The following is a 20,873-nucleotide window of genomic DNA, read 5'->3' as shown; positions in this document are numbered from 1 at the left end:
GACAGGAACGATCACATGGCACGCAAAGCCCCGTTCAAAGAGCGCCTGAGCCGCAGGTTCTCGATCCTTGAAGGTCGCACCCGCCGCACATTGCCCAATGCGGGACCAAAGCATCCCAGCGTCTATTTCCATATGCCCAAATGCGGCGGCACCTCTTTGTCCGAGGCGATGTATGCCACCGTCCCCTTTAACCACAGGATCGGGGTGATTGATGCGGTGTCGACGCGTCGTGCGGCGGCGATCAAACATTTCGGCAAAGACGACATGTTCCTGTGCCATGAAGATGTCGAAGCAGGCCAGCTGACCTTTGACATGCGCGAGGATATGCTGTTGCAGCATATGGCCTGGGACACAATGCTGATCCACGGCCATTGTCTGTGGTCCGAGAAAGCCGACGCGCATTTTGGCGAAACCTACAAATATGTCACGCTGATGCGGGATCCCGTGGCGCGGATGATCTCGAATTTTCGCATGACGCAACGCGCGGGCCTGGTGGGCAAAGACGTGGATGAATACCTTGAAAGCGATGTCGCCCGGCGTCATGCGCAGGTGTTTCTGCGATATCTCTATGGTAAAAATGACATCGCGGCGGCGGATACAGCGGCGGCCACCGAGGTCGCAAAAGAGCGGCTGTCACGGTTTGCGCTGGTCGGTTTCCTTGACAACACGGATGCTTTTTTCTCACGCTACAAAGAGATCTTTGGCGTGACGCTCAGAATGGCCAAGCTGAACGCCGCGCCGAGCAAGAAGCCGAATTATTCGCAGGCGCAGATGGACCGGTTCCATGCGCTTTGTGCCCCGGATCAGGAGATTTTCGAGTTTGCCAAGACCCTGTGATCGCAAGCCGCACCGCAGCTGACTGACCAAGAATGAGCGTGACCTCGGATATCCTGGCACCGCCAAAACCCGCCCCCGCGCGGGTTGAAGGGCTGTTTTGGCCTGTGGTTGACATGGGGCTGCTGTTTTTGGTGATCCTGGCCAGCGCGGATGCCTTTGTGCATCTGGGCAAGGGTCAGTCGCTGATTTGGCTGTTGTGTTATGCTGTGACATTGATGCGGGTCACAATGCTGTGGCAGCCGGTGTTTGAGATGCTGATGCGCAACCGGGTGATCCTGATTTACCCGGCGGCTTGTCTGGCCTCTGTCTTGTGGTCCCATACCCCCACCGGCTCGCTGTCGGGGGCAATCCAGCTGTGTATGACCTTTTTGATCGCCGCCTTTCTGGGGTGGCGGTATTCGCTGATGACGATCACCAAGGCGCTGGGGGTGATATTGATCATCGCCATGCTGTTGTCCCTGGTCCATTGGGCAACGGGTGTGTTTCCCTGGCGCGTCTACAGCCGTGCGGGGGGATTGCTGGGGGTGTTTTCGCATAAGAACATGCTGGGGCAGCGGGCCTTGTTCTGTGTGATTGCGATTATCGCGATCCTCTTGATGCCAAGCGCGCGGGCCTCGGGGCAGGTCAAACTGTATGTGGCTGGCGGGATGATTGCCACCGTGCTGGCCTTGTTCCTGTCGCGCTCCATGACCTCGGTTTTGCTGTTGTTCCCGCTTTTTGGCATGATGATGCTGCTGTGTCGCAGCCATTTGCCAAGCACGTTTTTTGTGGTCGCATGCACCGTGGTCCTGATCGCCGTAGCGCTGGGGCCAATCATGCTGAGCCTGAACGGCATTGACCTGGTCGCCACCATCCTGGGCGCAGTCGGCAAGGATGCAACGCTGACGGGGCGCACAGAGCTGTGGCATGTTGCAATGGAAGTCAGTCGCGACCACCCTTTGTTTGGCGTGGGCTACGGATCCTTTTGGCAAGCGCCTGAATTCGCCTATGAACGGCTTTTGACCCAGCATGCCGGGGCAGAAACATCCGTCTCCTTTCATAACTTTGTGCTGGAAATCCTGGTTGGCACGGGCTGGCCGGGGGTGATTGGGATTTTGGCCTTTGTTGCTGCAAGTTTCATGCGATTGTGGCGCCATCATCGCGTCACGGGTTCGGTGGCTTCGGCCTGTGGATTGGTGTTTTGGGTGGCCGTCATCTTGACATCGCTTCTGGGCCCGTCCTTCTATCGGGGGCATGAGTTTATGTTTGTGGTGATGGTGATGTATTTCGTCTCAGCCCAAGAAGATCTGATCCTTGTCGCCGACGCTCGCCCCAAGGGTGCCGTGGCGGCGGTAACCGCCTATAGTCAGGATATCTAAGACACGCGATATGACCCATTCCCTGTTCAAAATTGCCCTGTTTGCCACCTTGGGCCTTGGTACCGCACTGTCTGCCCAGGACTACCAGCTGACCATTGGTGACCGCCTGTCGCTGGACTATAATTTCGTCGATCGACCCAAAGAAATGGTGGTCGATCTGGATGGTAATATTCGCTTGCCCGAACTGGGCAGCCTGCGGGCCAACGGGCAAAGCCTGGATCAGGTCGAAGAGCTGATCGAAAGCCGTATGCTGCAAAACGGGTTTTCCGGCATCCCCACCGTCTCGCTTGAGATCCAGGAATATGCTCCGGTGGTGGTCACTGGCCTTGCGGAAAAAGGCGGCCAGTTCCAGTTCTTCCCCGGCATGACCGTCGGTGTGGCTTTGGCGATGGCGGGCGGCAGCAACGGCCTACAAACGACAACGGGCCCGCAGGCCGAAATTGCCTCTATGGCTGCACAGCGGCGTTCGGTGGATTTTGCCAGCCAGATTGCCGCCACAGCCGTCCAGATCACCCGCCTGGAAGCCGACCGCGATAACACGGCATTACCTTTGGTGATGAGCGACGCGCTGCGCCAAAGCATTCCGGGTGCTGATGACGCCGTAATCGCCAACCATCTGCGCGGCGAAAGCGAGATTTTGGAAAATGACCGTGCAACGGCTGAAGAATTGCTGGCCAATTGGGACAAGGCATTGTCCGACAGCGCCAACCAGATTGCCCTGCTGGACGATCGCATTGACCTGAAACAAGAGCTGATCGCCCAGTTGGAGGTCGAGTTGGACAAAGCCAATGCGTTGAAACAGCAAGGTCTGTCGACAAACACACGCACCATCAATGCGGTGCAGCGACTGGCCGATGAACGCGAAGATTTTCTGGCCCTGCAAACCACCAAGCTGACCATTGCGCGGGCTGTTTCACAGACCCAGATCACCCGCACCAATTTCATCAGCAACCGCAAGCGGGATGTGCTGGAGGCGCTGCAGGCCGCGCGAATTCGGATGGACTTCCTGCAGCAAAGCTATCGCCTGACGCTGAGTGAAATTGCAATTCTGTATGGTGGGATCGAAAACCTGTCTGCTGTAACGGGCGGGCCAGGGTTGAGCTTTGCCCTAAGCGGTCCCCGCGCTGATCGGATTGCCGAAGGCGAGATCACCGAGGCTACGCCTTTGTTCCCCGGCGATATTCTGGTTGTAAAAACCGATATCGGCAGCTGAGGGACAAGGCCAAAGAGAAAAAGAGCGCCGGATCGCGGCGCTCTTTTTGGCAGTGTCGGCTAAAATGTGTCAGCTTTCGTGTGTCAGCCTTGATGCATCAGCGGTTTTGAACTGCCCATCACAGCTTCCAGCCCGCAAACGCCATGCCTGTCAGCGCGCGAAAGCGGCTCACATCCTCTTGGAGATCTGCGGCCATAGCCTCTACCAATGTGTCCGGAAAGCTGGGCGGCGTGCGTTGTTTGCCACGTGCCAAAGCGCCACGCACCTTGTCCCGTGTTTCACGTGACACCAGTGATGCCAGTTGCTTGCCCAGCGGAGATTGCACAAATCGCAGGATCGGAGCGGGAATTTTCGACAGCTCGTTGCTGTCGTTTTGCGCGCCCGAATTGGTGATTTCCAGATGGTCCACGCCAATGTGGTCAAAGACCCGGTTCATCACCCCTTGGGGGTCGGTGATCAGATCGTCAAAGTCCAGAACCAGCACCGCCTCTTTGGGGAAGTGTTCATAATACGCCTCCAGCTGGCGGGCATAATGGCTGGCATCCATGATATGGTTGTATTCATGGGTTCCATGAAACGTTGCCGGATCCGCGTCCAATGTCCCCAGAATGAAAGAGTGTTTAAACTGGGAGACCGCCCGTTTCACCGGATCCCGCACGATATAGATCAGCTTGGCATCCGGCACGTGCTGCGCCATCCGCTCTGGCACGCCTGCAAAGTCGCGCAGTTTGGTATAGTTTGGGCTGGCCTCACCGCGCACCTTGTCTTCGCCTGTGAACTGCGCGCAGTACCAATCCAGCCCGTTTTTCCAGGTCTTTTCAGCGACAAAGAAATCGGTCTCTTTGTCCCGCGACATGTCCACATCGGGGTGCAGGTCCAAATAGCGGTACAGCGTTGTCGTGCCAGATTTCATGGCACCGATGATGATAAAATGCGGCAGGGTCAAAGAAGAGTCGGTCATTTCACAGGTCTCACAGCTAAACGCGTCACGTTGCAACACGCGCCGCTTGTTTCCGCTTGAACGCGTTCATCAAAGGTTTTTCGACAAAGGCATGTAGAATCACACCCGCCACGGTGATGATGCCCGTGATGAGCACCAGCATCGCCAGCGGCGGCAGCATTCCATGCACGCCCAATTTGCGCAGAAGAACAGCGGCAATGGCCATGGTCGGCATGTGCACCAGATAGATCGAGTATGACGCATCCCCAAGGTAGGTCAGCCAGCGCGGCGCAGGCAGTTCGCCTTTGGCAAGGCCCAGGATCACCAGGGTTGCCGACAGCCCGTACCCCAGCGGGATCGCATTTTTGGGCAAGGTCAGATGGGCAAGTGTTTCCAACATGCCCTGCCCCAGGAAGGTGGCGACGCCAATCCAGAAACACAGAACCGCCGTGGTACGTGTGACCTTGGGCAGAATTTTTGCAGCCACAATACCAAAGACAAACAACAAGTTATGCGATTTGAACACCATATCAAGCGGGAAGCTTTGCAAGCCCCCCGTGAGCAACGCATAGACACAACCCAGCCCCCACAAGGCGCAGAGCGCGATCCCCAGACGAATATTCAGAAGGAGGACCGAGAAGATGAGATAAAACAACATCTCATGCTGCAGCGTCCAGGCCACCCGCAGGATCGGATCCTCGCCCGGCAGCGGCACCAGGAGATAGGACGCCAGGATCGACTGGCCATCGCGGGCATTTTCCGGACCACTGCCGGGTGACGCAAAATACAGCAAGATCAGCCCCGTCAAAACCACCCAGTAGATCGGGTAGATACGGATGATCCGCTTTTTCAGGAAGGTCACGGTTTGGGCGGGTTGCCCAAAATCCTTGTCGTGGACATACATCATGATGAAGCCCGACAGCACAAAGAAGAACTCTACCCCTGCATATCCAAAGTTAAAGATCGCCCCCGCGCCCTGCCCGTCATAGAATTTGGCAGGCAGCAGGAACAGATTGGCGTGAAAAATTGCCACCATCAGGGCGGCAACAGCGCGCCCGCATTGAAGTCCATCCAGCTTCACAGCGCTTCCTCCTGCTTGACCGTCGTTTGCGACGTGCTACCGCCATAAAGTGCGCGTTGGCGCATGCCGATACATCCGGCGCAGACACCTGCGTGCATGGTGCCACGCATCAGCCAGAACGCTTTGCGATCCGCTTTGGGCCAGGCCGCCAGCGCGCGCAGGAACGAATAGGCAGACTTGACGGACGCCAGCGCAAACAGTTTGACACGGGCCGGCACAGAGGTCGCATGTGCGGAATAGCTTTGGCCGATCCGAAACCGGCGCCGCAGCAGCCATTGAAGGGTGAGCCGGTTTTCCGGCACCTCTTCGTGAACAATCGAGTCGTCGGCAATCGCAAACTGCGCGCCCAAGGCCCGCATCCGAAAGAAGAATTCGGTATCCTCTCCGCCCGACTTTCCGCGCGCCAGATCAAAGCGCACCATCTGCCACGGCGTGTCAGACCAGCGCACCAGCGCGTTGCAGGTATGACCGGTTTCAACTTCGCCACCGCGCATGACTGCAAATTGAGAGTGGAAATCCCCTTGGACAATCCAATCGGGCGCAGTGTCGTCATAATCCGCGCGGCTGTGGCCAAAGATGGCATCCGCGCCGGTCGCCTGCTGGCGGGAAAAGAGGTTCACCAACCAATCGGGCGTGACCAGCTCATCATCATCCAGGAACGCGACCCATTCTGCGGTGGCCGTCTCAAGCCCTGCATTGCGCGCGATTGAGATGTTTCGGCCAGGCACATGTTGGTACAGCACCGGGATTTGCATGGACTTGGCCGTCTCTTGGACAAGATGTTGCGCGCTGGGGGTGTCGTCATTGTCGGTGACAATAATGCGCACATCGTGGCCGGTCGGCATCTGGGCTGCGTCAATGGACAAGATCGTCTTGGCGATATGGTCACGGCGGAACGTGCAGATGCAGATATCAATGCTCATGACTGCCCCCTGTGGCCGATCATATGCGACAGGAACCCAGCGCCCCAAGCCTGGTGCATGGCCAAAAGCGCAGGCCCTGCCCAAAGCGCACAAAGGCTTTTGTGTTTGGCCACCAGCGCAGCGGATGTTGCAGCCAGCAGCCCCACATAGGCCAATGGCAACAGCAGGAACACAGGCAAGAGCGGTGCTAGCAGGAGGGACAGCAGATTGACCACCAAGATCACAGGTGGGATCATCTGGCGCGGGCGCGGCTTCATCTTGTGGCGCAGGATGTTTTGCGCGCGCCCTTTGCCATAGCGCCAGTATTGTTTGGACAGTTTGCCCAGCGAGCCTCGCATCACATAATCCATGCGGATGGTCGCATCGAGCCAGATCCGCCCGCCCGCCTGATTGATCCGGTGGTCCAGCTCGGCGTCTTCATTCGCCACAAAGCTGGTGTCATAGCCGCCAACCTTGCGATACATCGCCAGATCAAAACCCGCGTGATGGCCGTGATCCACATAGCCCGAGGTGGTGCCGCCGCGATGCCCGGAGCCACCCGAACCGATCTTGGTCTCCATCGCCCAGGCCGAGCCTTTTTGAAAACAGGTGGTCCCAACCGAATCCATCACCGTTGCCAGCCCCGAAGCCGCGTGTGCAACCAGGCTTTGGGCCACTTTCAGCACGTAATCGGCCGGGTAATGCGCATGGGCATCCACCCGCACCATGATCGTGTGATGCGGCTCGGCACAGTCTGCGACGATCTTGTTGATGGCCGCCGCCTGGATTTTGTCGGGGTTGTTGATCAGGTGGATATTGGGGTGCGTCTGGGCCATGTCCTGAACGATGGCGCAGGTCCGGTCGGTGCTGCCGCCATCTGCCACCACGATTTTCACCGTTTTCATCTCAGGATTATCGCCAAGTATCGCGGTAAGCGTTGCGGCGATATGCGCCTCTTCATTGAGGGTTGGGATGGCAACGAGAATACTTGAGGCATCCACCGCCGGATTATTTTGCAGGTCACGTTCAGGCGCGGTCATGGGGCCACGGGCTCCTTAAGTGCGGAAACAGGGGAGGCTTGGGAAACGGCGTCGATCACGGTCTGGATCTCCGCGAGAGATTGGACAAAATCCGTGTCGGGCCGGTCCAGCAGCTCTTGTCCTTTGGCGGTGATCTGATCTGCGGTCAGGCTGGTGATCAACGCTGTCAAAGCCTCTGCTGTGGGCTCTGCCACAACCCAGCCCAGCCCGTCTTCCTCGATCCGGCGGCCGGTTTCGGTCGCGGCCACAGCGATGCTGGGACAACCGGCCCAGCTGGCTTCGTAGATCCGGTTCGGCAAAAGCCAGTCAGAATTGTTTCCGCGCTGCCACAGATCCTGCGCCCAGACCACATCGCAGTCCTGGTAGATCCGCGCCAAATCGTCTGGATAGGCATAGCCACCGCTGTAATGGATATTGTCATGGGCGGCGATCTGATCATCAAAACCATCGATGGCATGATGGTGGACAATCCCATGGATCACAATTTCCACCCGGTCGCGCAATTGGGCTGCGACGCCCATCAGGATTTTGAGGCTGGCCTCACAGCGGATTGTGCCCACCCAACCGATACGGATCCTGCGATCTTGGGATATGGGCGCGCGGGTCTGTGGGCGCTCCGGCAGGCGGCTGCCTGCGGCCAGTTTGTTTTCCCACAGCGCGGTGGGGCCCGTGTACCCTTGGGTCGGGGCAAAGAATTCGCGGATAAAACCGGGTGATGACACCACCAACATCTGGATCCGACGCAACAAGAACCGTTCGGCCGCGCGCATCAGATCGCCTTTCTTGCCAGGTCGACACAGCGACCCGTTGATATCAAGGCATTCATAGACCAATGGCGTTGATTGCGCGCCCGCCAGAACGCGCGCGGCCCAGGCGATGGCCAGCATATCCAGATTGCGCGCAAAGATCGCATCGGCCTCTTTGATTTTTGCACGGTGGCCGATCATCTTGACGATGGATTTCAACACAACAGCCGCGCGTTTCGGCAGGTTCTCATTCTCTGTCATATAGAGATGCGTGTTGGGCCATTCCGGCTGGAAATCCTGGTTCATATTGTCCCGCCGCATGGTGAAACTGTGAACGTGATGACCCAGCGCGCTCATGGCGCGGATCCGGCGGATTTGTGAGATTTCGGCTACGTCAAAGCCAAACACCACGATATTGCGCGGCGCCGCAACCGGTGGGTTGGGGTTATCGTTTGGCATAAGCGCCCCCTTTAGAGACTGGTGAGATGGCCGCCATCAGGCTGCGGTGCAGAGGTTGTTCAACGTATCGGAACAACCAAAGCCCTACGGCGCTGATGACACAGAGGAAGGCGACAATGAACACAGCCGCCGTCAGCGGCGAATGGATTGCGGGCAGTTTCACCCAGACCTGCGTCACCGCGCTGAGGACGAGAATGTGGAACAGGTAAATGGCAAAGCTTGCGTCCCCCAGCCGCTCCAACAGCGGCCAATGTGGGATCACCGGGCTGAGCCCAATGGTGCCCATCAGCACAAGCGCCGCCGGCAGGCCAAAGCCAAGCACCCGGCTGAGCGGTTCTGCCTCATCCACGTGGGGGCCAAGCAAGATAAAGCCCAAGATGCCAGCGACCAAAATCGCCGCATTGCGCAACAGACCACCAGGACGGCGGCGCCAGAGTTCTGCCACCAGACAGCCGGAACAAAACTCCAACAACAGCGGGCTGGTGTAGGTTTTGGCCACGGCCCCTTCGGGTGCAAGAACCAGCCCGGCGGCGACCAGGATCAACAAGGCCAAACACATTCCGGGCAGTCGAACCCCTTTGGGCAAACCGAGGCTAAGCGCAAAGAGCAGGTAAAAGAACATCTCATAGTTCAAGGTCCAGCCCGGCACCAATACCGGCCAAACATGATCCGGGAAGGTTGCGCTGAAATGTGGAATGAACAAAAGAGATTGCGCCACTTTTACCGGATCCAGTGTCATCCAGGTAAAACCGGCGGCAATGGCAAAGGCCGCCCAAGACAGGCTGGCCATCCAATAGAGCGGCGCAACCCGCAGAAACCGGCGGGCAAAGAACTGGATGGGCGACTGCGACGTCTCGCGCCCGATGTACCACATGATAAAGCCGCTGATCACAAAGAACAGATCAACGCCTGCGTGGCCCAGGTGGAGCGCGTCAACCACTCCGGCGGGCAACAGATCAGTGACGCGATTGCTGGCATGCAGCGCCACCACCGACAAAGCCGCCAAAGCGCGCAGATATTGGATGGAATAAAGTCGCTGCATGCGCTGCTGTACCCTCAAATCATCATTAACCGCCTGCCGCAGCAGGCAAAACCAGATCAATAGGTGTAAGTGTCGTGCCCATTGTGGTTTTCATAAGATTTCACCCGCACCTGCGAGAAGATCGCACCCACAAATTTGCTGCGCGCGCCTTCCAGCTGTTTGAGCGCCGATGCGACCTGTGGCCGGCGTGTATGGCCCCAACGGATGACAAACACCAAACCATCGCAAATTTTGCCCAGGAACTGCGTTTCTGCCACGCCATGGACCGGCGGCAGATCAACCACCACATAGTCGAACTGTTGCGACAGGGTGACTAGCGCATGGGCAATTGCATAAGAATGCTGCGGGCCCACGTTGGCCAGATCCTCAAAATTGCCAACAACCGTCAGGTTCGGTGTATTGGTCACCGGCTGCAACGTTGGCACAACCGTGGTCGGATCCTCCAGAACTTTGCGCAGGCCATTTTCCGGGTTCAAGGTCGGCTTCAGCGCACGAGATGTACCCCGGGCGATGATGTCGAGATCCACCAGAACCGTTTTCTTACCCTGGCTGGCCAGAAAAGTAGCATAGTTGATTGCGGTGCTGGTTTTGCCTTCTTCTTTAACAGAAGACGTGATGCCAACCACATATCCGCGCCCCTCGTTCGGGCGTTGGTCGCGGCCCATTGTCATATTCACATGGATCGAACGCATCGTCTCGGCGAAATAAGACACCGGGTTGGACGCGGCAAAATCCAGCCATTGGCCGTTTTTACCCAATTTGGCCCACGGCGCGCCGCGCAGGCTCAGCGGTTGCCAGCCCGAAGCCCGCAGGCGTGATTTTTTATCCGAGCCAAAGACCGGCGAAATACCAAGGAAGGTGAGCCCCAGTTCGCGCGAAATATCGGAATGCATGCGGAAGGTGTCGTCCAAAGCCTCCAAGAGGACAATCAACGCAATGGCCATCACGACGCCGGCAAATACTGCCAGGATCACTGTCTGTTTCGACTTGGGGGCGGATTTGGTGTCCGGCGGAACCGCCCAGGCAATCACCCGTGCAGAGGTGGCGTCAAAGCTCACCAGCTGAGAGGCGCTGTTATATTGCGCCAGGAGGTGCTCATATTGCTCCCGCGTAGCATCCGCTTCCAGCTCAAGCCCGCGCAGTTCCACGGTCTTCTGGGCGTCTGTACCCAGCTCTGCCTCAAGCTCATCCTTGACCATCTCGGTCGCTTGGACCTGCCGTTGAAACGCCGCACTTTGTGAGCGCAGCCGTTCCAGGATCTGGCCGTATTCTGCAATAATCAGATCTTGAATTTGCGCCATTTGATTGCGCAGATTTTGCACCACAGGAGAGGTTTCGCTGCGGCTGACCAAGGCTTCCAGAACCTGTTGCTGCAGCGCGTCATAGCTTTCTTCGAGCTGGTCAAGCGTATTGGTGCGGTCTTCCGGCGCGACCTGAACCACATCTGGGTTGCCAGAACGGATGCCTTCTTCCAGCTGTTGGATCTGCACATCCAAAGCCAAGGATTCACTGCGCAGGTCAACCAGTTGATTGATCGCCGAGGTCAACGCGACTTCGGAGGGCAAGGCAGAGCCTTCGGGCACCAACAGATTGTTGGTCTGGCGGAACTCGGCCACGGCAGTTTGGGCATTGCGCATATTCTGGCGCAGCTCATTGATACGACCCGACAGCCAATCCAGGTTGCGCTCCACCTTGGTCACATGTTCTTCGCGCGACAGCGACAGATATTCCTGAATGATCGTATTCACTGCCTTCGCTGAAAATTCGATATTCGGCGAGGTATAGGCAATATCGATCACAAAACTATCGCCAGAGCGCTGGATCTTGAGCCCACGCACAAAGGATTTGCGCAACACCTCAAGACGGCGTTGCTCCGCCGCGTCCTCTGACAGCGCGGACGGCGCCGCGTCGGTTTCTTCTGACGTATCGCTGCCGCCCGTTACCATGGATTTGACCCGTTGCAGCAAAGACGGGTCACTTGCAGGCTTGGGTTCGATTTCCAGAACCTGCACCACACGTTTGGTCAGCTCGCGAGAGGCCATTACGCGCAATTCACTGTCAACGGTGAGCGCATCCGACATCAAAAGCCCCGGCATCAGCTGGCTTGTCTGGTCCGGGTTCTGCCCGTACCGCGGGTCGATCAACAAGGATCCGTTCGCCGTGTACTGGGGCGTCGCGGTCGCCACGTAATAAATAGATGCAAGCGCCGTCACACAGACTGCGATGGCCAACAAATGCCACCGGCGACGGATTTTTTGCCAGATGTCCCGAATAACATCTCCAAGTTTTACTTCGGGCAAGAAACGGTCACGCTCTGTTACTTCAAGGCGCACAATGGCTCTCCACCAAGTTAATATTTAAAATCCGATATTGCACCAAAGCACATCCGCCATAGGACAGGTTTGCTACAACACTGCAACGGCGGATAAGTTAACGTATCGCAACATGCATTTTTTATCTCATTGCCCCGCATTAGCCAAACTGTTAACCGCAAAATTATCGGCGGACCGCCTCTGTGCGCTGGAAATTAAGCGCGTTGTTGCTTGTTCAAACATCTTGCGAACGGCTCATGCATTTTGCGCATTGGACGGGCCTGGGCGCAACAGACCCAGGATCGAGGTCTGAACACCCACCGCCCGGTTTGCAATCAAACACAAAATCCCCTGTTGCATCATATAGGCAAGCCCGGCACCGGCTGCAGCGCCGACGGCACCCGCCAGCCAGCCCCCAACCGCCGTCGCCCCCACCAGAACTGCGGTGCTGAGCCCCGCGACGGCGAAAATCTTGCGCTGTTGACCACTGACGTTCAGCACAATCTGAGCAGGTCCCCAAATGGCATCCGCCGCCGGGATCAACAAAACCGCCATCATCGGCGCCCAGGCCGCAGTATAGTCGCTGCCAAACAGTCCCAAGAGCCAGGTCCCAGCGGCGGCGAGCATCAAAATTCCCGCGGTGACAACAGCCAGTTTCAGTTTTGCGGCCACCTTGATCAGCTGAGCAACTCGGGGTTTGTTGTCGTTTTGGCATGCGCTCGACAGCTGCGGAGACAGTGAAATATCAACTGCTTTTACCGCAAAATAGAGCAAACTCATGATCGAGAGGCCCAAGGCCACCAGGCCTACATCTTCGGCCGCCAGAGCCAGACCTGCGCTTGCGACGATCACATGTTTCAGATTGTCCCGGATCACCAGCAACGGTGCCATCATCACACCCGTTTCAATCCATTTGAGCCGATCTGAAAAATCCCGTTCCGCACCTTTGAGGAAGGAAAACGTGTCGCGCAGCAGCCAGTACTGCAGCAGCGCCGTGGCGACAAACCCAACCAGGATCAGCGCCAAGAGCTGCACGGCCGTGGCTTGAATGCCCAAAAGCCAGACCACGCCGACCAGGACAAAAATGACAGCCGGACGGGCAAACATAATGGGCACACCGCCACGCAGCACCTGCCCCAAGGCAGTGGCATGGCGCGCATACACACGGGTCAGAGCCACAATTGGCGCGGCAACAGAGGCCAGGATGAAAATCTGGAACCATTGGGCCGTCCAATCGACCAGCCCGGCCCCCACAACGGTCACCAAACCCACGGCCAGAACCACCGAGACGGCGGTTATGATTATCCTGTTGAAGCGAACAAAACCGGCGGCCAGCGCGGTTTGTTCATTTTCACGATATTTGACAAGGAATCTGATCGATCCTGATTCGACATTGAGCGCAAACCCAATGGACAACAGCATCGCCCAGGAGAACCCTGACATCACCAGGCCGAACTCGGCCGGTGTCGCCAGCCTGGACAGGATCAACGTATAGGCAAGTGTCAAAACATTGCCCGCAACCCGTGCGCCCAAGAGAGAAACGGCCTTTTTAAAAAGTGACTTAAACAACGACCCGCCGGTCCCGGTCGCGCGGTTTTTCGCCTGCATCGTCAAACCCAATCCGATTATTACACTCAGCGCGCACCCGTCTAATGACAGAGCGGCAGAGCCAATGCTAGTGGTTTGAATGGGATTCTTATCGCAAAGAAGCGTTCCCGGGTCGGGCATAGGTTTTTGAGCAAAAAACCGACCATTCTCGACATCAAAAGGGCATAAAGGGTGCACTGTGTTTATTCGGTTTTTCTTATATTTGGCGCTGTTTGCTGCGCCCCCGGCAATGGCGGCACCCAATTGGGACCGCACGATTCCAATCCTCGAGGAGCGTTTTGAAGACGGGCTGAACCGCTATGACGGGACCAGCGGTCTTTGGTCGACATTGCCCCGCCGGGGTCAGTTGATGACCAACGCGGCTCAAACTGTGTTTCTGGACTATGGGGTTCTTGGCGCAGCAGTAGACCAGCATCTGCCCAAACTGCATGAGGTCACGCCCGATGGCTTGCTGTTGCGCAGCGCCCGCTTGCCCGATGCCGCTTTGGGGCCGGTGCGCGAATATATGGCTCAGACAGGACAAGGCAGGCGCGCGGACAAGATCCGTTTTGCGACGGGCGAGATTACAACCGCCCACACGTGGTCACAGGCCTATGGCTATTTCGAAGTCGAGGCCCGCATCCCCCGCGGCAAAGGGCGTTGGCCTGCGTTTTGGATGACCTTTGCAGGCATCGGCTGGCCACCAGAGATCGATGTGATGGAGGCCTTTGGGGCCGGGATCAATGTCCCCACCAAAAGGGATAATGCGGTCAACACCGCCGTCTATTTCGACCGCTTAGATCGCAACCGCGCGCCCGTTCATGAGGTAGAGATCACCAACCCCTTTGGTCGCACGCCCGAGGAGATCATCCCAAAATCAAAGGTTCGCGGTAAGAACACAGTTTATAACTTCAAACGCACCTTTGATGCCAATGGGGAATATGGCAGCAATATCTATGACGATTTTCACACCTATGCCGCCCTTTGGACGCCGGAACATGTGATTTTCTACTTTGGCAAGGACCGCGACAGTCTGGTCGAAGTCTATCGCACCCCGACACCCGACGATGTGCATGAACCGATGTTTGTGATTGCCAATGACCAGTTTACCGCGCGCGGTGGTTTCTGGTCTCCGCGTGAAGATGCGTTGGATGCGGTGCTGGACCCCGAGAACGCATATCGTATTCGCAGCATCACCGTGCGGGCTTTTGAGCCCGAGTTGGTTTTGGACCTCAAATCCGGTGATACAAGTTTTGATGCAAATGGCAGTGTGATCCATGACACCAAAGGCGCTGATGTGATCGCACCCGGTGCCGGTTTTGACATTATCCATCTCAGCGGCGGAGCGGATCGTATTCTGTTGACCCGCGGCAAAGAGCATAAAATCATCTCTGGTTTTGACCGCAACGACCGCTTGGTCCTTGAAGGGTATCCGTTCTCAACCGCCAAGGACGCTTTGGCACGGCTTACCCAGGTTGGCGATGACGTCTGGCTGCCAACCGGAGCAGATCCGGCCTGGCCGCATACGATCATTTTCCGCGATGCCCGCGTGGGGGATTTCCGCGCCAAACAGTTCGAGGTCAAATGGCCCGTGGCCCGTGACATCTGGCGCGCCGAAGCCGGGAGGCTCAATCGTCCGCAACTGGATCAGGACGGCGACGGCGCGCTGACGCCCGATCAACCGGGGGCCTGGTTAAACGATCGCGCCAAGCCTGTGCGCATGACCGGCAGCGAATTGGAGGATCGGTTTGTGGTAGCCCATGGGCGCAGCATCATTGCTGAACCTAAAAACGGCGGTGTGGACACCTTGTGGGCGCGCACGAATTACACCGTGCCGGAACCCATCGAAGTCGGCATTCAGCAAAAGCCCAAGGCGACCTTGCGGGCGTCAAACCGGGGGGCGCGTCTGGAAGCCGCTGCGAATTTTGTCATTCTGGAGGGCAAGGCCGGGGATGACCTGTTTGTCATCCACCCGGACAGCCGCAATTGCGCGATCAAGATCAACGCGCGGGGCGGTCACGACCAGCTGCGCGGTTTTCATGACGGGCATCGCCTGACCTTGGCGCCGGATCTTTTGGCCACCCGGACCGCGTGGCAGCTCAAGACGGTTCCCAACGGGACGCTGATCCAATTTTCAGCCAACCACAGCTTGCTGATCGAAGGCCTGCCTTTGCGGGACGTTGAACAGATTTTAAACGGCGGTTGACGAAGCTCCTCTCCGCTTCGTTGGACGCCTTTTGACCGAAACAACACCGAATGGAACAAGATATGCGAGATTTTCAAGCAACCTTCATCGGGATCGGCGCACAGAAATGTGCCTCTACTTGGCTATATGGCGTGCTACAGCAATGTGCGGCCGTCAAAGTCAGCGATATCAAAGAGGTGGATTTTTTCAGCTATTATTTCGACCGCGGATATGAATGGTACGAACGCAATTTCCACGACGCCCCCGAAGCCACCCATCGCGGTGATATCTCACCCTCTTACTTCATTCATCCAGACGCGGCAGCGCGCGCGGCGGCCTATAACCCGGACATGCAGGTCTTTGTCACGCTACGCGATCCGGTCAAACGGGCGTTTTCCAATCACCTGCACGAGGTCCGCAAGGAACATATCTCGGGCGACAATCTGGTGTTTGAAACCGCGATGGCGAACAATCCGCTCTACAAAGATCAGGGGCGTTATGCGCATCATCTGGCGCGGTGGTACGACCATTTCCCGACCGAGCAGATCCACCTGTGGTTCCAGGAGGAAATCCACGTGGACCGCGAAGCATCGGCGTTGCGGGTCACCCAGGCTTTGGGGTTACCGCAGTTGGAGGATTTTCTGGACCTGCGCGCCAATGAAAGCGTGCGCTACCGCAATGCGGCCGTGGGTGAGACCCTGTGGAAAATTGGGAATTTTGCGCGTCAAAACGGCATGGGCCGATTGATTGAAACCGTCAAAGGCGCCCCAGGTGTAAAGCAGCTGCGTGATGCCAACCGCGAGCCGGTCCGCGATGTGGTGGCCCCAATGACCGCCGATACCGAGGCGGCGCTGACCGATTTTTATGCCGATGATGTAGCTGAACTGGCAAAACTGATCGACCGGACCCCGCCATGGGAGCGTTTCGCATCCTAAGTGCTGCGCCCTGGGCGTGAATTCCTGGACATGAAAAAAGCCTGCCCGAACTAGATCGGGCAAGCTTTTTTGTTCTGATGGGGGGCGATCAGTACAAGAATGCGGATCCATCCGCCTGCATATCAACCGTCAGAGCATCCTCTTCAAAGTTGACAAGCTTTGCCAGGCGGGTGGTCTCACCGTCGATCTCTGCCTGAAGGAACACGCTGCCATTGTCTTTGAAAAGCAGGTCAAAGCTTACGGCTGCGTCCTCTTCGAGGCCTTGAACAACAATCGTGTCACCTTCGGTCGCGCTGAAGCCAAAGAGCACATCCAATTGATCTGCCTCAGTGAGGTCAAAGACATAGGTATCCGCACCGTCACCGCCGCGCAGAACATCCCGGCCCGACCCGCCGATCAGAGTATCGTTGCCCTCGTGGCCGATCAGCTTGTCGTTGTCCGCGCCGCCTTCCAGCAGGTCGTCGCCCATGCCACCGAACAAGGCATCGGTTCCGCTGTCACCGCGAAGGCTGTCGTTGTCGTCACCACCTTTGATCCTGTCGTTGCCGTCGCCCCCTTCCAGGAGGTCGTCCCCCGCAAAGCCAAAGACTGTATCATTGCCCTCGGCACTTGTCAGATGGTCGCGCAGGCTGCTGCCGCGCAACGCATCCGCTGCTGCGGTGCCGATCTGAACTTCGTCAAAGGTAACCGGCGGTTCCACCGGGTCGGCAGGCGTATCGTCCACTGGCTGCTCTTCCGGCTCATCCTCGACCGGATCAGGATCAATTGAGTCTGTCGTATCCGGATCGTCTGGTGTATCCGCGTCGTCTGGGGTGTCCGGGGTCTCATTCGGCGTGTCTGTGCCGTTGCCCAGACGGTTGGTCAATTCGGCCAGGGAATAGGTCACATCGTAGAATTCAAAACTCTCGACGCCAGACACCGTGGCCAGGCCATAGTCCACCACGCCCAGGAGCAGGGTTTGCGCCTCGGTCAGATAGCCGTAGACCTCGCTGAAGTTGAACTCAAACCGCAGCGTATCGATCCCCGCGCCGCCTGCCAGTACGTCTTCGCCTGCGCTGAATTGTAACGTATCATCGCCACGGCCCGCACGCAGATGGTTGTCGGCTTCGCTGCCAATCACCGTGTCATTCCCGTCACCGGCATAGGCGTTTTCAATATTGGACGGGGTATCCATCTCAACCGTGACGCCCGCAATCGTCGTATTCTTACCACCGCTGAGGTCGATCACGCTGTCGGTGGTGACCGCCGCCGCATTGAGCGTATCGACACCGCCGTCGCTGTCTTGCAACATGTGGCGTGCCGTTTCATCTGCATAAAGCGACCCGAACTCGTCGGTGTAGAAATAGGTGTCATCCTCCAGCCCATCGGCCTCACCATGAAGGGTCAGGGTCGCGCTATTGAGCACACCGGTCATCGCAGACCCGTCGCCGCTGGCGGCATCGGGATCACGGTTATAGATATCGATGGTCCATTCACCGCTGGACAGCTCGCCCATGGTGGCCACAGAAGTCAGGGTAAAGTTGCGCAAGCCACCAATATAGCTTGTGCCCTCGGCATCATACACCAGACGAACAGTGGTCCCATCCGGGCTAGTCAAATAGACATCCAGATCGCCGTTGTTCTTCCAGTTCAGATCCAAAGCAAGGCGGACGTGTTCGACCATAACGGTCTCGTCCATCTCAAAGGTTGCTTGAATGTGATCCTTGGTGCCGGCTTCCAGAGCCAGATAAAAGTCTTCTTCAACAACAACAGTATCCAGATTGGCTGCAGTCTGTTGTTTGTCCCATGTCTCGGCCAGGCGGACGGCGTTGCGGACGTTCAGGAACCCATAGCCAAAGGCATCGCTGTAATGCATGCCGCCGCCGTTAAAGTTGTCGGCACCGTTGGTCAGCCACCCATCGCCAACCAGCGGCGTGTCGGACAGACCTTCACGCGTTGAACTCAGCGCAAGGATTTGCTGGATGTCGCGATATCCAAGGTCGGGATTGGCCTCAAGCATCAATGCAATGGCACCCGCCACCTGAGGCGCCGCAAAAGACGTGCCGGACGGCAAAGCATAGCGGTCGTTCGAATAGGTTGTAACCGCCTGATGACCTGCGGCGGACAACAAGACGTTGGCACCTGTATTGCTGTTTTCCCAGACATCACCAAACCGCTCGACCGCGCCCACCGCGATTGAGTAAGGCGAGTTCTGGAAGTTGTGATAGTTGGACGCCCCTTCGATACCCCCGTTGCCGGCGGAAAACACAACGGATGTCCCCAGCCCGTCACGTCCGTTGGTCGCCAGGTTTTCCAGCGCTGCGCTGTGGTCTGCATAGCTGGACAGGCGGAAGTTGTCGCGGAAATTGGCGGAAAAGCTCCAGCTGTTGTTGACGACATCCAGATCCACGGCTGCGTTCAGCGCCTGAACCACCTGATTGCTGATGTCCGGGCTGCTGTAATTGATCGCAAGCCCAACCAAGGTGGCGTCCGGAGAGATACCGACGCTGCCCACATCATTGCCACCCTCTGCGGCAATCATACCTGCCACCATCGTACCGTGGTGATCTGTGATGTATTTTGAGTTTATGCTGATGTCACCGGTGTCACGATCAAAGTCGTAATCCTGAGTCTCATCATAGGCGCGCGACAGATCCTTGTGATGATAGTCGATCTGGGAGTCGATGACCCCAACAGTCACATCCTGCCCGGTGTATTCTTCCCACACACCTTCAATATCGATGCTCAACGCCGATCTGGTAGAACTGTCCAAGTACCAGCTGTCGTTGATCCTCGGATCTTCGAGAAATTCCTGCACGCGGTTCGAATTTGGTGCAACCTGCGACATATTTAAACCCTTTAGACTTCTACGCACACACCGACTGAGTGCGGTCCCGTCGCAGTGACAAGAACCACCTGGCAGCGCCAATGTGCCGTGAAAATACCCCAGTAATCTTCGTTAACTGTTTGCCAAGGAATTGGGGCCGAGATGTGTCACGTTTCCAGCAATTGCATGACCGGCCATGCAATTTTTATCTTCTTTAACGATGTCTTAATGAAGTTGAAGGGCGCGAATTTCGGGTTAAGCTCATGATTTTGAAAAACTTTTCTTGAAACTTGATATCCAAACCAATGGAAACATCCACCGTCGGTCCGCCGCGCGGATGACCGATAGATTCGGTTTATGTAAACGTAAAAAAGCCGCCGGTTTTCACCCGCGGCCTTTTTGCGATTGGTTTGTGATCTAAACCAGTGTGATGTTACTTGCCGGTTTTATCCAGAACCGCCAAACCGGTTTTTGCGATAATCTTGAGGTCCAGCATCAAGGAGCGTGTGTGCAGATAGATCACATCCAGCTCGACCCGTTCGTCATATGAGATGTCATTGCGCCCAGAGACCTGCCACAGGCCCGTGATGCCAGGTTTTTGCTGCAAATAGCTGGAGACAGAAGGGCCGTATTTCTCAAGCTCGGCAACCACCACCGGGCGTGGACCTACAAATGTCATCTCGCCTTTCAGGACATTCCAGATCTGCGGCAGCTCATCCAGGCTGGTAGCCCGCAGGATGTGGCCAATTTTGTTGATGCGCGGATCATTGGTCAGTTTGTGATCCCGCGCCCACTCGGCTGCGGCGGCTGGGTTGTCTGCCAGATAGGCCTGCAACTTCGCCTCGGCGTCGACCACCATGGTTCTGACTTTCCAGCATTTGAATGTCTTTCCATTCAAACCCACCCGAGTGTGTCCAAAGAAGCTTGGACCGCCATCCCGACGCACCAAAATTGCCAAGACTGCAATAACCGGAAGCAAGATCGGCAAGATCAAAACCGCCAAGCACAGGTCGAATAGACGCTTGCCGAAGCCGATGTAAAACCCGTTATTCTGAGGTTCGACTGCCGTCGCGTTCAAGTGTACGGAGTCCGCTGCATAATGCTGCATAGCAAAAGTACCCTTATTAAACTTAATACATGAATGGACCGCAATCGCGTCGTCTTGCTGTTGGGCCGCCCCGTCCTAAAATCCTTTTTAATGATAATTTTCTACAGTAAAACCTATGTCTTGGGGGAATTACATGAAAGCAGCAGCAAGAAACCGCCAAACAGCTGTAAGGCACGGAAATTAAACAAAATTATTTATTAATCACATGCGCCAAACCGCATAAAATGGATTGCAGCAAATGGACAATCGCGCAATCACAAGGTCTTTATGGACGCTGCGTCAACAATAAATGGAAAGTTGCTAGGTAGATGGTTAGAATCAC

General features: G+C 56.8%; 15 protein-coding genes. 5 read left to right on the top strand and 10 right to left on the bottom strand.

Annotated elements, in window-relative coordinates:
- Positions 1–15: 15 nt before the first annotated feature.
- From GFB49_RS08125 to GFB49_RS08115, 3 genes are read left to right on the top strand one after another with little or no spacing between them, the layout of a single operon-like run.
- A complete protein-coding gene (locus GFB49_RS08125; protein ID WP_153215366.1) occupies positions 16–837 on the top strand; it encodes a sulfotransferase family 2 domain-containing protein in 822 nt (273 codons plus the stop codon).
- 32 nt (positions 838–869) lie between these two features.
- Complete coding sequence (locus GFB49_RS08120; protein WP_153215365.1) at positions 870–2,195, top strand: O-antigen ligase family protein; 1,326 nt, start codon at positions 870–872, stop codon at positions 2,193–2,195.
- A 10-nt stretch (positions 2,196–2,205) separates the two neighbouring features.
- Positions 2,206–3,408: a polysaccharide biosynthesis/export family protein gene (locus tag GFB49_RS08115; RefSeq protein WP_153215364.1), complete on the top strand. Its 1,203-nt coding sequence runs from the start codon at positions 2,206–2,208 to the stop codon at positions 3,406–3,408.
- 118 nt (positions 3,409–3,526) lie between these two features.
- Here the strand turns inward: GFB49_RS08115 and GFB49_RS08110 are convergent, their stop codons facing one another.
- The 8 genes from GFB49_RS08110 to GFB49_RS08075 all read right to left on the bottom strand — a co-directional run bounded on the left by GFB49_RS08110 (position 3,527) and on the right by GFB49_RS08075 (position 13,538).
- Entirely contained in the window at positions 3,527–4,369 is an 843-nt protein-coding gene (locus tag GFB49_RS08110) for a sulfotransferase family protein (RefSeq protein WP_153215363.1), read from the bottom strand.
- A gap of 25 nt (positions 4,370–4,394) precedes the next feature.
- Entirely contained in the window at positions 4,395–5,429 is a 1,035-nt protein-coding gene (locus GFB49_RS08105) for an acyltransferase family protein (protein ID WP_153215362.1), read from the bottom strand.
- Positions 5,426–6,352, bottom strand: a complete 927-nt coding sequence (locus tag GFB49_RS08100) for a glycosyltransferase family 2 protein (protein ID WP_153215361.1) — start codon at positions 6,350–6,352, stop codon at positions 5,426–5,428. Before GFB49_RS08100 ends, GFB49_RS08105 begins: the two co-directional genes overlap by 4 nt.
- Positions 6,349–7,371, bottom strand: a complete 1,023-nt coding sequence (locus GFB49_RS08095; protein WP_153215360.1) for a glycosyltransferase family 2 protein — start codon at positions 7,369–7,371, stop codon at positions 6,349–6,351. The genes GFB49_RS08100 and GFB49_RS08095 overlap by 4 nt, the downstream gene beginning before the upstream one ends.
- On the bottom strand, positions 7,368–8,576 hold the full coding sequence (locus GFB49_RS08090; RefSeq protein ID WP_153215359.1) for a glycosyltransferase: 1,209 nt from the start codon (positions 8,574–8,576) through the stop codon (positions 7,368–7,370). The genes GFB49_RS08095 and GFB49_RS08090 overlap by 4 nt, the downstream gene beginning before the upstream one ends.
- The gene (locus GFB49_RS08085; RefSeq protein ID WP_153215358.1) at positions 8,563–9,618 is read right to left on the bottom strand and encodes an acyltransferase family protein; all 1,056 of its coding nucleotides are present in this window, start codon (positions 9,616–9,618) and stop codon (positions 8,563–8,565) included. Before GFB49_RS08085 ends, GFB49_RS08090 begins: the two co-directional genes overlap by 14 nt.
- 56 nt (positions 9,619–9,674) lie before the next feature.
- Positions 9,675–11,951 carry an AAA family ATPase gene (locus GFB49_RS08080; protein WP_153215357.1) on the bottom strand — a complete coding sequence of 759 codons (2,277 nt, stop codon included), beginning with the start codon at positions 11,949–11,951 and terminating at the stop codon, positions 9,675–9,677.
- 234 nt (positions 11,952–12,185) lie between these two features.
- Positions 12,186–13,538: a lipopolysaccharide biosynthesis protein gene (locus GFB49_RS08075; RefSeq protein WP_194269292.1), complete on the bottom strand. Its 1,353-nt coding sequence runs from the start codon at positions 13,536–13,538 to the stop codon at positions 12,186–12,188.
- 178 nt (positions 13,539–13,716) lie between these two features.
- On the opposite strand from GFB49_RS08075, the gene GFB49_RS08070 reads away from it, so the two are divergent.
- The gene (locus GFB49_RS08070) at positions 13,717–15,723 is read left to right on the top strand and encodes a family 16 glycosylhydrolase (RefSeq protein WP_194269291.1); all 2,007 of its coding nucleotides are present in this window, start codon (positions 13,717–13,719) and stop codon (positions 15,721–15,723) included.
- 62 nt (positions 15,724–15,785) lie between these two features.
- Positions 15,786–16,637: a sulfotransferase domain-containing protein gene (locus tag GFB49_RS08065; protein ID WP_194269290.1), complete on the top strand. Its 852-nt coding sequence runs from the start codon at positions 15,786–15,788 to the stop codon at positions 16,635–16,637.
- Between the two features lie 88 nt (positions 16,638–16,725).
- Here GFB49_RS08065 and GFB49_RS08060 read toward each other — a convergent pair whose 3' ends face one another.
- Positions 16,726–19,464, bottom strand: coding sequence for a S8 family serine peptidase (locus tag GFB49_RS08060; protein WP_153215353.1), 2,739 nt, complete (start codon positions 19,462–19,464; stop codon positions 16,726–16,728).
- 412 nt (positions 19,465–19,876) lie between these two features.
- Positions 19,877–20,551 carry a sugar transferase gene (locus tag GFB49_RS08055; RefSeq protein ID WP_153215352.1) on the bottom strand — a complete coding sequence of 225 codons (675 nt, stop codon included), beginning with the start codon at positions 20,549–20,551 and terminating at the stop codon, positions 19,877–19,879.
- Positions 20,552–20,873 lie beyond the last annotated feature (322 nt).

It is taken from the genome of Tritonibacter litoralis, from assembly GCF_009496005.1.
Taxonomy (GTDB): domain Bacteria; phylum Pseudomonadota; class Alphaproteobacteria; order Rhodobacterales; family Rhodobacteraceae; genus Epibacterium; species Epibacterium litoralis.
This window is presented reverse-complemented; position numbering and strand designations above follow the sequence as displayed.

Bases quoted from the DNA above. Each gene is read 5' to 3' on its own strand.
- GFB49_RS08055 (WP_153215352.1), bottom strand. From the start codon at position 20,551: ATGCAGCATTATGCAGCGGACTCCGTACACTTGAACGCGACGGCAGTC.
- GFB49_RS08060 (WP_153215353.1), bottom strand. From the start codon at position 19,464: ATGTCGCAGGTTGCACCAAATTCGAACCGCGTGCAGGAATTTCTCGAA.
- GFB49_RS08120 (WP_153215365.1), top strand. From the start codon at position 870: ATGAGCGTGACCTCGGATATCCTGGCACCGCCAAAACCCGCCCCCGCG.
- GFB49_RS08095 (WP_153215360.1), bottom strand. From the start codon at position 7,371: ATGACCGCGCCTGAACGTGACCTGCAAAATAATCCGGCGGTGGATGCC.
- GFB49_RS08065 (WP_194269290.1), top strand. From the start codon at position 15,786: ATGCGAGATTTTCAAGCAACCTTCATCGGGATCGGCGCACAGAAATGT.
- GFB49_RS08090 (WP_153215359.1), bottom strand. From the start codon at position 8,576: ATGCCAAACGATAACCCCAACCCACCGGTTGCGGCGCCGCGCAATATC.
- GFB49_RS08100 (WP_153215361.1), bottom strand. From the start codon at position 6,352: ATGAGCATTGATATCTGCATCTGCACGTTCCGCCGTGACCATATCGCC.
- GFB49_RS08075 (WP_194269292.1), bottom strand. From the start codon at position 13,538: ATGCAGGCGAAAAACCGCGCGACCGGGACCGGCGGGTCGTTGTTTAAG.
- GFB49_RS08115 (WP_153215364.1), top strand. From the start codon at position 2,206: ATGACCCATTCCCTGTTCAAAATTGCCCTGTTTGCCACCTTGGGCCTT.
- GFB49_RS08085 (WP_153215358.1), bottom strand. From the start codon at position 9,618: ATGCAGCGACTTTATTCCATCCAATATCTGCGCGCTTTGGCGGCTTTG.
- GFB49_RS08110 (WP_153215363.1), bottom strand. From the start codon at position 4,369: ATGACCGACTCTTCTTTGACCCTGCCGCATTTTATCATCATCGGTGCC.
- GFB49_RS08125 (WP_153215366.1), top strand. From the start codon at position 16: ATGGCACGCAAAGCCCCGTTCAAAGAGCGCCTGAGCCGCAGGTTCTCG.